The organism is candidate division TA06 bacterium, from assembly GCA_004376575.1.
Classification (GTDB): domain Bacteria; phylum Hydrothermota; class DG-26; order E44-bin18; family E44-bin18; genus E44-bin18.
Genome location: SOJN01000075.1, coordinates 19,701 through 31,213, shown reverse-complemented (window position 1 = coordinate 31,213; position 11,513 = coordinate 19,701). Strand labels below are relative to the sequence as shown.

At 50.7% G+C, this 11,513-nt stretch carries 13 protein-coding genes; all 13 read left to right on the top strand.

Features of this window, described 5'->3' with window-relative positions:
- The first annotated feature begins 26 nt into the window (after nt 1-26).
- The 13 genes from rfaE2 to nusA all read left to right on the top strand — a co-directional run bounded on the left by rfaE2 (nt 27) and on the right by nusA (nt 11,506).
- Entirely contained in the window at nt 27-515 is a 489-nt protein-coding gene (gene rfaE2 / locus E3J62_06295; GenBank protein TET45778.1) for a D-glycero-beta-D-manno-heptose 1-phosphate adenylyltransferase, read from the top strand.
- Between the two features lie 150 nt (nt 516-665).
- Nucleotides 666-1,094 carry a 50S ribosomal protein L13 gene (rplM, locus tag E3J62_06290; GenBank protein TET45777.1) on the top strand — a complete coding sequence of 143 codons (429 nt, stop codon included), beginning with the start codon at nt 666-668 and terminating at the stop codon, nt 1,092-1,094.
- A gap of 59 nt (nt 1,095-1,153) precedes the next feature.
- Nucleotides 1,154-1,546 carry a 30S ribosomal protein S9 gene (gene rpsI, locus E3J62_06285; GenBank protein TET45776.1) on the top strand — a complete coding sequence of 131 codons (393 nt, stop codon included), beginning with the start codon at nt 1,154-1,156 and terminating at the stop codon, nt 1,544-1,546.
- A gap of 52 nt (nt 1,547-1,598) precedes the next feature.
- On the top strand, nt 1,599-2,330 hold the full coding sequence (rpsB, locus tag E3J62_06280) for a 30S ribosomal protein S2 (protein TET45775.1): 732 nt from the start codon (nt 1,599-1,601) through the stop codon (nt 2,328-2,330).
- An 18-nt stretch (nt 2,331-2,348) separates the two neighbouring features.
- Nucleotides 2,349-2,942 carry a translation elongation factor Ts gene (tsf, locus tag E3J62_06275; GenBank protein TET45774.1) on the top strand — a complete coding sequence of 198 codons (594 nt, stop codon included), beginning with the start codon at nt 2,349-2,351 and terminating at the stop codon, nt 2,940-2,942.
- Nucleotides 2,943-3,659, top strand: coding sequence for a UMP kinase (locus E3J62_06270; protein TET45773.1), 717 nt, complete (start codon nt 2,943-2,945; stop codon nt 3,657-3,659). It begins immediately after the preceding gene.
- Nucleotides 3,660-3,678: 19 nt separating this feature from the next.
- Complete coding sequence (locus E3J62_06265) at nt 3,679-4,236, top strand: ribosome recycling factor (protein TET45772.1); 558 nt, start codon at nt 3,679-3,681, stop codon at nt 4,234-4,236.
- A 28-nt stretch (nt 4,237-4,264) separates the two neighbouring features.
- Entirely contained in the window at nt 4,265-5,014 is a 750-nt protein-coding gene (locus E3J62_06260; GenBank protein TET45771.1) for an isoprenyl transferase, read from the top strand.
- Nucleotides 5,011-5,841, top strand: a complete 831-nt coding sequence (locus tag E3J62_06255) for a phosphatidate cytidylyltransferase (GenBank protein ID TET45770.1) — start codon at nt 5,011-5,013, stop codon at nt 5,839-5,841. Before E3J62_06260 ends, E3J62_06255 begins: the two co-directional genes overlap by 4 nt.
- Nucleotides 5,838-7,001: a 1-deoxy-D-xylulose-5-phosphate reductoisomerase gene (locus E3J62_06250; protein TET45769.1), complete on the top strand. Its 1,164-nt coding sequence runs from the start codon at nt 5,838-5,840 to the stop codon at nt 6,999-7,001. The genes E3J62_06255 and E3J62_06250 overlap by 4 nt, the downstream gene beginning before the upstream one ends.
- A 694-nt stretch (nt 7,002-7,695) precedes the next feature.
- Complete coding sequence (locus E3J62_06245) at nt 7,696-9,417, top strand: proline--tRNA ligase (protein ID TET45768.1); 1,722 nt, start codon at nt 7,696-7,698, stop codon at nt 9,415-9,417.
- A gap of 81 nt (nt 9,418-9,498) precedes the next feature.
- Entirely contained in the window at nt 9,499-9,948 is a 450-nt protein-coding gene (locus E3J62_06240) for a hypothetical protein (protein TET45767.1), read from the top strand.
- 13 nt (nt 9,949-9,961) lie between these two features.
- Entirely contained in the window at nt 9,962-11,506 is a 1,545-nt protein-coding gene (gene nusA / locus E3J62_06235) for a transcription termination/antitermination protein NusA (GenBank protein ID TET45766.1), read from the top strand.
- Nucleotides 11,507-11,513 lie beyond the last annotated feature (7 nt).

The following is an 11,513-nucleotide window of genomic DNA, read 5'->3' as shown; positions in this document are numbered from 1 at the left end:
AAACATCCATGTTGGCCTGAGGGGAGATTGTGGGTCAGGTGGTTTCACAGGAAGAGATTGTAAAAGTCAGGCAAAAGGCGAAAGAGGATGGCAAAAGAGTCGTCTTTACCAACGGATGTTTCGACATCCTCCACCGCGGCCACGTGGAGTATCTAAGAGCTGCGGGAGAACTCGGGGACATGTTGATTGTCGGCGTGAACACAGACTCGTCGACCAAGAAAATAAAAGGCGACGAGAGGCCGATCGTTCCTCTTGAAGACAGAATGGCTGTGCTTGCTTCTCTAAAGTGCGTTGACTATGTGACAAGCTTTGATGACGAGACACCATCTGAACTGATAGAACTGCTTGTCCCCGACGTGCTTGCCAAGGGCGGAGACTGGAAGATAGACGAGGTTGTAGGCAGGGACACTGTGGAGAAGGTTGGTGGTAAGGTGGTCACAATCGACCTCCTGGAAGGCCGCTCTACAAGAGACATTATCGGGAGAATAGTAGAGAAATACTGCCGAGAATCCTGAAAATCGCTGTACGCCCTACGCTGGAGTTTGTGTGTTTTCTCGCATAGCCTGGAGCATGAGACAAGCATCGTTTCGGGGTTGACAGGAAAAGGCCAATCTGGTAAGCTGTCTGTTTGCTTGCGCAACCTATCAACAACAACGGACCAGAGTATGACCACTAAGAGTTTGAGAAAAGAGGATGTGAAAAGAACCTGGTTCATAGTGGATGCCAAGGGCCGAGTTCTGGGAAGGCTTGCAACCAAGATTGCTCGGAAACTGCACGGCAAGGACAAGAAAGACTATACTCCCCATGTGGACAACGGAGACTTTGTCGTCTGCATAAATGCAAGTCAGGTGTATGTTTCCGGGAAGAAGCGCAAGGAGAAGATGTACTACAGGCACTCAGGCTACATAGGAAGTCTGAAGGCAGAGTCCTTTGAGCGAATGATAGAAAGACACCCTGACAGGGTGATAAGGCATGCGGTCAAAGGGATGTTGCCCGACAACAAGCTGAGGGCCAGGATGATGAAGAGGCTCAAGGTTTACGGGGGCAGCGAGCATCCTCACGAGGCTCAGAAGCCGGTGGAGCTCATATTGTAAGGACTCTCCTGGTTCAACCTTTTTGCCGGGCCAGGTCGAGTTCTGATATTGGAGGTGAAATGGCAGAGTTATACTACGACTCACTCGGACGAAGAAAAGAATCCGTGGCACGCGTCAGGTTAGTTCTGGGAAAAGGGAAGAACACTGTCAATGGCAGGAGTCTTAAAGACTACTTCGGCAGAGACAGTCTGGTTGCTCTTGTGGAGCGGCCTCTGAGGCTGACAGAGAACCTTGACAAATTCGACGTGAAGGCTGACGCTACGGGAGGTGGGGTAAGTGGACAGGCCGGCGCTGTGCAGCTCGGTATTGCCAAGGCTCTGATTGCGTTTGACGAAACGCTGAGGAGTAATCTGAAAGCGGCAGGGCTGGTTACTAGAGATCCGAGACGTAAAGAGAGGGAGAAGTATGGTCTGGCCAAAAGGCGGAAGAGGTATCAGTTCTCGAAGAGGTGATACTTCTTCTGGAGAGGCCGCTCAATATACTATTTTCGAAGGGAGGTGAAGTTTGGCTCTTGTTTCAATGAAGGAGCTTCTGGAGGCGGGCGTTCATTTCGGACACAAGACTCGCAGGTGGAATCCCAAGATGAAAAGGTTCATATTCGCGGAGAGGAATGGGATATACATAATCAATCTCCAGAAGACACTTGTGAAACTGAAGGAGGCATATACCGCCATTCGTGATAACATAGCTGGAGGTGGAACGATCCTGTTTGTGGGAACGAAAAGGCAGGCCAAAGATTCTGTAAAGGAAGAGGGTGAGAGGTGTGGTGCCTTCTACGTTTCTGAAAGATGGCTGGGAGGAATGCTGACGAACTTCAGAACCATTAGAAAGACTGTCGATCGGATGAAGCAGATAGAGAAAATGCGGGGCAATGGAGCTTTTGGCCTCCTTCCCAAGAAGGAAGTTCTCCGACTGGAGAGAGAATACAAGAAGTATGACAAAGTGCTGTCAGGCATAAAAGCTATGGAGGATTTGCCCACGATGGTCTATTTGGTTGATGCGCACAAGGAGAGGATAGTGGTAAACGAGGCTTGCAGGCTCAAAATCCCAATAGTGAGCATTGTGGATACCAACATAGACCCTGATCCTATTGATTATCCTGTGCCAGGTAATGACGATGCCATAAGATCCATTAAACTCATTACCAGTCTGATGGCCAATGCTGTTGTGGAAGGCAAAGAACTTATCGCTAAGAGTTCCAGTGAGGAAGACGAAGGCGGCAAAAAAGAGGAATAGACGGGAGAGGAAACTCTAATGAGTCCAACGCCCCAACAGGTGAAGGAGTTACGGGAAAAGACTGGTGTGGGATTCATGGATTGCAAGCGAGCTCTTGAAGCTACGAACGGAGACGTGGACAAAGCCATTGAACATCTCAGGAAGCAAGGGATTGCCAAGGCAGAGAAGAGAATGGGGCGGGTGACCAGAGAAGGAATCATAGAGGCATACATCCATCCAGGTAGCAGGCTCGGCGTCCTTCTTGAGGTGAACTGTGAGACTGATTTCGTGGCCAAAACATCTGAGTTCAAAGGATTTGTTAGAGACATCTCCATGCAGGTGGCCGCCACCAATCCGCTCGTCGGATCAAGGGAAGAGATGCCAGAGGATCTGGTGGAAAAAGAGGAGTCAATATACAGAACCCAGGCGCTTTCTTCTGGAAAGCCAGAGGGCATTGTAGAAAAAATAGTAAAGGGCAAGATGGAGAAGTACTATGCTGAGGTCTGCCTTCTTGAGCAACCATTTGTAAAAGATCCGGACAAAACAGTGGAGACGCTTCTCAAGGAGTTGATTGCCAAAACAGGGGAAAACATAACGATAAAGAGGTTCGCCAGATTCAGGCTGGGTGAATAGATGGCGGAGCCGAAGTACAAAAATGTGCTGCTCAAATTGAGCGGGGAGGTCCTGGCCGGGGGTGACAGGTGGGGACTTGACCCCGTTTTTCTTTCTCGTATATCCTCTGAAGTGAAGTCTGTGGAGAAAGCTGGAGTCAGGCTCGGTCTGATGGTGGGCGGCGGTAACATTGTGAGAGGAGCAAGGTCTGAGGGTCTGGGTGTGGATAGGGCGTGTGCCGACTACATGGGTATGCTGGGGACGGTCGTAAATGGACTTGCGCTCCAGGACTACCTTGAACGGGCCGGAATAAAAGCACCTCTTCTGAGCACAATTGATATCGGCCAGATAACGGAGCCAGCTACCAGAAGAACGGTTCTGAGGTATCTGGATAGCGAAAAGGTGGTAATCTTCGTTTCAGGTACGGGGAATCCGTACTTCACCACAGATACAGCCGCAGCGCTCAGAGCCGTTGAGATGAATGCTCAAGTGCTGCTTAAAGGTACAAAAGTAGACGGTGTTTATGACTCTGATCCCAAGACAAACGCGAAGGCCCGAAAGTTCGAAACCCTATCCTACATTCGGTTCTTAGAAAGAGGACTTAAGGTTTTGGACGCAACAGCAGTCTCACTCTGTATGGAGAACTCGCTTCCCATAATAGTGTTTGACGTTCTGAAGGAAGGCAATCTTCTCAAAGCCATCATGGGGAGCAAGATAGGGACACGTATTTCCAGTTAAGAAACAACGGAGGAGGGAGATGATAAAGGAGATTCTGGGAGAATGCGAACAAAAAATGAACAAAGCAGTTGATTCGGTATTCCGGGAGCTTGGTGGAATAAGAACGGGCAGAGCCAGCGCCACACTTCTTGATGGAATCAAGGTGAGTGCGTATGGTTCAATGGTTCCTGTAAAGCAGGTGGCAAATGTAGGTGTGCCGGATCCCAAACTGATTGTTGTACACCCGTGGGATAGAAGCCTTCTGGGAGAGGTGGAGAAAGCGATACTCAAATCGGATCTGGGGCTTACACCCTCAAGTGACGGAAACGTGATAAGGTTGCACGTTCCATCTTTAACGGAAGAAAGAAGAAAAGAGCTGGTGAAGTTGGTCAAGAAGCTTGCTGAAGAGGGAAGGGTGGCAATCCGAAACGTGAGAAGGGATGCTAACGAACGGCTCAAGGCCGCCGAGAAGGACGGAGAGATCTCTGAAGATGAGGCGAGGCGGGCGCAGAAGAAAACACAGGAGTTGACCGACAACTACTCAAAGAATGTTGACGAGATTCTCGAGAAGAAAGAAGAAGAGATAATGACCGTCTGATCCTTGTTCACCTACCTTTCTGAATCAAATGGCCAAAGAGAAGAAGATTCATCCGCATGAAGTTGGGTTAGATCCCGGGGAACTCCCCCAGCACATTGCCATAATCATGGACGGAAATGGGAGGTGGGCCAGGGATAGGGGCAGGCCCAGAATCTTCGGCCATAAGGCTGGAATAGAATCTGTGCGTGATGTGGTGAAGGCATGTTCGCAGATTGACATCAAGTACCTCACCCTCTACACCTTTTCGAGAGAAAACTGGAGGCGTCCAAAGGCTGAGGTTTCGGCACTGATGAGGATTCTCCGGAACCTCCTGAGGAACGAAATCAAGGAGCTTGACGAGAACGACGTGAGGGTAATGGCGATAGGAAGGATTAACGATCTACCTGATTTTGTGCAAAAGGAGTTGTCCAGGGCAGTTGACAAGACCCGTGACAACAAAGGGCTGACTCTCATCCTTGCGTTGAGCTACGGTGGGAGGGGTGAGATAGCGGATGCAGCATCAAGGGCAGCAAAAAGGGTCCTGGACGGCAGACTCGCTCCCGAGGAGATCAACGAAGACACCTTTGGACAATTCCTCTATGCGCCAGATGTTCCGGACCCGGATTTGCTGATCCGGACGAGTGGCGAGCTTCGAGTCTCAAACTTCCTTCTGTGGCAGATAGCCTACAGCGAGATATGGGTCACGGATCTTCTATGGCCGGATTTCACTCGCAATGAACTATTCAAGGCAATTGCTGATTTTCAAAAGAGAGAAAGGAGATTTGGGGGCGTGGAATGAGGGTAAACCTCCTCCGCAGGCTGGTCACGGCCTTGGTGTTCCTGCCCGTGCTTGTGATTATTGCAAGGGCGGGTGGAGGCTACTACCTGGTCCTGATAGGGCTGGGGATAGGCATAGGCACCTACGAGTTTCTCACCATGCTCGAAGCCAGGGGGATGAAGCCCTACAAGGTGCTTGGAACATTCTGCGCACTTCTTCTGGGCTGGACGGCCTTCTATCAGAGCTACCTTTTCACATATCTTACATTCACAATACTGCTCCTTGCTCTCTCCATAACCGAGCTTTCCAGGCGCGTTGAAGAGCAGGCGATCAACCACATCGCGACCACAATTTTCGGTGCCATGTACGTGGGATGGCTGATGAGCCACCTGGTGCTGTTGAGAGAACTTCCGTACGCCATGGGACAGACCTACTCGACCGGCACGGGATATGCACTTCTCCCATTTGTGCTGACATGGAGCTGCGACAGTGCAGCCTATTTTTTCGGCATAAAGTTTGGCAGGCACAAGCTTCTTCCCAGGATAAGCCCTGAAAAGTCTTGGGAGGGGGCCATTGGAGGTGTCTTCTTTGCCGTCATAGCCGGGTTCGTTTACCAGCAGGTTTATGCGCACTTTCTTTCCTGGTTTGATATTTTTGTGCTTGGGTTCTTAGTTGGAGTGCTTGCCCAGGTGGGCGACCTCGTAGAATCCCTCATAAAGCGTGATGCAGACATGAAAGATGCCGCGACCACCATACCAGGACATGGGGGAGTTCTGGACAGATTCGATTCGCTCCTTTTCACAGCTCCAATGATATACTATTACTTGAGGTTTTTCGCTGCGAGATGAAGAGAGTAGCTGTTCTTGGATCAACAGGCTCCATTGGAAGGTCGGCACTTCAGGTCCTGGAGAACCTTGCCCCGGAGTTCGTGGTGTTTGCCATCAGTGGCAAAGATGAGCTTGACCTTCTGTCCGAGCAGGCAGGGAAACATAAACCCGCCCTTGTATCAATAGGTGATGAATCACTGAAGGGTGAGCTTGCCCGGAGGGTTCCCGGGAGGACCGAGGTCCTGTCTGGCGGTGAAGCGTTGACAGAGATAGCCTCCTGCAGCGATGTTGACATTGTGGTCAACGGACTGGTCGGTTCCGTTGGCTTCAGGCCTACTCTTGCAGCCTTGAGGGCTGGCAAGCGAGTGGCCCTGGCAAACAAAGAGCCTCTTGTCTCTTACGGGTCGATTCTGACTGCGGAAGCAAGGCGAAGCGGCGCTGAAATCATTGCCATAGATTCCGAACACAGCGCCATACACCAGGCAATGGGGAAATCTCCCGGGGATGAGGTGTCAAGGATAATACTGACCGCTTCAGGCGGCCCCTTCTTGAATGCGGCCTCGCTTGACTCGATAACTCCGAAAGAGGCCCTTGCCCATCCCACGTGGGAGATGGGAGAGAAGGTTACCGTTGATTCTGCAACACTGATGAACAAGGGTCTGGAAGTGATAGAAGCGAGATGGCTCTTCAACATCGATCCCTCAAAGATCGAGGTGGTGATTCATCCCCAGTCTATAGTCCATTCAATAGTCGAGTTTGTGGACGGCTCGTGTATTGCACAACTCTCGACTCCTGATATGAAGCTGCCCATTCAGTACGCCATCACCTACCCACGGAGGATGGAGTCGCTGACGAATAAACTTGATCTGGCTGAAGTGGCAAAGCTCGAGTTCTTCAGACCTGACTTCAGCAGGTTCCCGTGTCTGGACCTTGCTTACGATGCTATCCGTAAGGGCGGAACCATGCCGGCTGTTCTCAGTGCATCTGATGAGATCGCGGTTGCCGCCTTCCTGAAAGGCGAGATAGGTTTTACGCAGATACCTCAGGTACTGCAAGAGGTTCTGTCTAACCACACTTCCAAGTCCGATCCCACTCTGGAAGAAGCTGAAGCGGCAGACCACTGGGCAAGAGAAGAAGCCGCCCGCGCTGTAAACCGACTGAGCTCCAGACATAAGATGTAAGACCTTGTCCCCCGTGGACATCCCGTCCTTGCCCGCGAAATTGCGAAATTCGGCTGTTCTCCAAAAAAGTTGGTGACAGTGAGGAACTGGGGAGGGTCCGGAGAACGATTGCTTGTGGCGCAGAGCAAGCTCTGCTACTTCTAAATCTAAGGAGTAGCGCCGCTTGCGGCGCGCTAGGTTACCGGCCATCTGCAGGAAAACGGCGCAGAGTGTCAGACACAGCATCAGTACAAATACAGAAGTGAGTGCGGTGGGCCAATTCCAATGGCAAAGAAGGACTTAAGACCCCATTGCCAACTATTACCACCAACCAAACTGGGGAAGAGCCCGAAATTCAAAACCCCACCCTCGGACAATTCGTAGTCTATGGTTCGGAGTTTGCAGTCTGCAAAAGTCCACGTGTATCCTGAGCGAAGTGCTGAGAGTCATCGAAGGGCTGAGTCGAAGGGCCTGCCCCGTTCCACGGGGTCCCCGGTGCAGTACTGATACGATAACTTGAAAACAAAGTACAAAGTACGAATTGCCAAGTACCAAGTGGGTCAGAGATGATCTTTTGCGTTTTGTGCTTCGCTCTTCGCACCTTGCAGTTCGTAATTGCTTAAGGTGTTTTTCGTCGTGTTCAGGGAAAAGGGTTGATTATCTTGCCTATTTGTGATAGAGAAGGAAAATCAGGTTGCTTGGAGGAAGAAGATAGATGCGCTGGAGTCAAGTGTTTATACCGACAACGAAGGAAGATCCTTCTGATGCTGAGTCAGTCAGCCACAAACTGTGCATAAAGGCTGGTCTCATAAGGCCGCTTTCCGCGGGGATCTTCTCATTCCTCCCCCTGGGGTGGAGGGTCATCAGAAAGATTGAGTCGATAATAAGGGATGAGATGGATTCAATGGGCGCCCAGGAGTTCTTCCTGCCTGCGCTCTCCCCATCTGACATTTGGGAGGAAAGCGGTAGATGGGAGGAATACGGGGACGATATGTTCCGGCTGAAGGACAGGAAAGAAAGAGACATGTGCCTTGCTCCTACCCATGAGGAGATCATTGTCGATTTGGCCAGAAAGTACATTCGTTCATACAGGGACTTTCCCCAGGTTTGGTATCAGATACAGACCAAGTTCAGGGATGAACCGCGTCCGAGATCCGGGCTGTTGCGATCGAGAGAGTTCATAATGAAGGATTCCTACAGTCTCGACCAGGATGAAAAGGGACTTGATGAGAGCTACAAGCGCCACTTCGAAACCTACACGAGAATATTCAAGCGGTGTGGTCTGCTGACCTTCACCGTGGGTGCCTCAAGCGGGATGATGGGCGGTTCTGAGTCTACGGAGTTCATGTTGGAATCGGAAGCAGGAGAAGACCAGGTGGCAAGATGCTCAGAGTGTGAGTATGCCGCCAATCTTGACGTTGCCAGTTCAAAACCCCGGAAGCTGGGTCTGAAGGACCGCAAGCTTGAAATGGTGCATACACCGGGGGTGAGAACTGTCAAGGAGGTGTCTCAGTTTCTCAGTGTGGACCCCGCCACTTTGATGAAGAGCCTCTTGTTCATCGTAGGTGATGAGCCTGTGTTCATCCTCACCAGAGGTGACCAGGAGGCGAATGAGTCGAAGATGGAATCTTTCTTCAAGAAGCCTTTCAGACAAGCACACGGTGACGAGGTCAAGAGGGTGACCGGTGCTGATGTGGGGTTTGTGGGGCCAGTAAACGTGAAAGGCGTGAAGGTCTTTGCTGACCGTGCTCTTGAAGGCGAAGTCGGCTTGGTGACTGGTGCCAACAAGAACGACTACCATTACGTTGGCATCCATCCAGGGAGGGATTTCCAGGTGGATGAGTTTTGTGACTTCAGACAGGTCAAAGAGGGTGATGCGTGTGATCGTTGTGGAGGTGAGATAAGGATATCGAGGGCGATTGAGCTGGGTCATATCTTCAAACTGGGAAGGAGATACTCTCAGAAGATGGAGGCAATATATCTGGATAAGGACGGAAAGGCGCTGCCAATAGTGATGGGGTCTTATGGAATAGGGCTGGAGAGGATTTTAGTGGCAGCCATAGAGCAAGGCGCTGATAAAGACGGAATTGTCTGGCCTCCTCCTTTGGCACCGTTCCACTGCGTGATAGTACCGCTGAACATGAGTGACTCCAGGGTGGTAGAAACTTCAGAGGAGATTTACTCAGCGCTCGACGAGGAGTTCGATATCCTCCTGGATGATAGAGATGAGAGGGCTGGGAGCAAGTTCAAGGATAGCGATCTTATAGGGGTCCCTCTAAGGGTTACAGTAGGGGAGCGTAGTCTTAAGAAGGGACTCGTCGAACTCAGAGAGAGGAAGAGTGGAAAAGTTTCAGAGTTTCCAGTCGAAGATTCGGCGGAAAGGATAGGCGAAAAGATTGAGAAGTTTTTTGCCTCCTCTGGCAAGGATTCGACGTAAGCAGATATAGTTAAGGGAATTGGCCTTTTTTGTTGCAGGATGACGAGATTTGTGTTAGATTATTAAGTTAGGGTTTGATAGATGGTGAATCCTATTTCGGGCTTGTGGTTACTTATCAAGTCCGACTTGGAAGAGGTCGGTTGCGAGCTTGTTGACCTGGAGTTGAAGAAGGTGTCTAGCTCAACTCTCATAAGGGTTTACGTTGATAAAGCTGGGGGTGTGACCCTGAGCGAGATAACAGAGGCGATCAAGAAGGTTAGAGACAGGCTTGACCAGACCAATCTTGTTGAGGGGAACTATGAGCTGGAGGTGAGCTCGCCAGGGTCGAAGAGGTCCTTGAGGAAAGAAGGCGAACTCGAAAGATTCCCGGGCAGACTGGTCAAGCTCTACCTCAAGGACGGGAGCACGAGGACAGGGACGATTGCGCAGGTGACTTCCGAATCTTTGAGATTGAAGAAAGAAGCGGGGGACATCGATGAGATCAAACGCGGCAATATAAGGGACATGCACTTGTTGTTTTGCTGCAATTAGTGAGGAGGAGGAATTGGCTGGTTTCGATGTGACGGATGCGCTTTCCCAGATAATATCTCTGCGGGGTCTGGATAGGGAGTTTGTTGTTGAGACCTTAAAGGAGAGCATACTGGCTGGTGTGAGGAAGAAGTATGGAAAGGCGGAGAATCTTGAGGTAAATGTGGATGAATCCACCGGTGAGATAACAGTAAAGCGGACCAGGAGGGTGGTCGAAGAGGTCGAAGACGAAGATCTGGAACTGGATCTGGCGAAGGCAAAGTCACTTGGTTACGATGGAGAAATGGGGGGTGAGCTGGTCGAGGACATTCCACTGGAGGAGTTTGGAAGAAGTGCCATAATGGTTGCCAAGCAGATTATGTTCCAGCGTGTGAGGGAGGCTGAAAGGGAAAAAGTCTTTGTCGGTTTCAGTGAGAGAATTGGAGAGATTGTAACAGGCACTGTACAACAGGTGGACAAGAGGGGTGTGATAGTCAACCTGGGCAGGACAGAGGCAATCATGCCTTTAAGAGAACAGATCTATACAGAAAGGATAAGACAGGGACAGACAATAAGGGCGTACATCCTTGATGTTAGGCGCACGAGTAAAGGGCCCCAGGTGATACTCTCGCGAACTCATCCGGATTTCCTGAAGAAGCTATTTCACTTTGAAGTCCCTGAAGTGTATGAAGGTGTGGTTCAGATCAAATCGGTGGCCAGAGAATCTGGAGATAGAAGCAAGATAGCAGTCTACTCCAAGGATGACAAGATTGACCCGGTTGGTGCTTGCGTGGGTGTCAAGGGCTCGCGTGTGCAGGCTGTGGTGAGAGAGTTGAACGGCGAAAAGATAGATGTTGTCCAGTGGAGTAGTGAAATGTCACTCTTCGTTGGCAGATCCCTTTCACCTGCAAAGGTGCTGAAATGTGTGTTGAGTGAGAGGGGAGGTAGTGCGAGGGTCGTCATAGTTGATGATCAGTATTCACTGGCGATTGGAAGAGGCGGACAGAATGCGAGACTGGCTGCAAAGCTGACCGGCCTCAAAATAGACATTCTGAGTGAGAGCCAGTATAGAGAACAGCTCGATCGGGATAAGGAGTCTCTGGCTATGTTGGCTAAGACACGCGGGGTCTCCGCGAAGATGATAGACAGGCTGATTCTAGCTGGATTTTCCTCTGCTGCGGATATTGCAAAGAGCAGTGGGAAGGAAATCACCTCTATCAAGGGCATTGGCAAAAAGACGGCGGCAAAAATACTTGAGGATGCTCAGGAAATCGATGAGGAGATGAAACGGAAGGCCGAGGAGGCGGCGAGAAAGGAAGCGGAAGCAAGGTTGGCTGAGCGGAAGGTAGCGCTGGAGGCAAAGAAGCAAGAGGAAGAAGAGGAAAAGAGGGCGAAAGAGGTCGAACAGGCGGAAGAGACGGAGGAGGAAGAAGAAGAGCAAGAGGAGGAAGAGGTAGAAAAGGAACAAAAGGAAGAAGGGGCGGAAGAGACGGAAGAGGTAGAAGAGGAAGAATCGCCGAGTACCGCTGAGGGAAACGAAGTAGAGTCAGAAAAAGAGAAGCCAGTCGAGAGTGGAGAGTAGGAGTGGT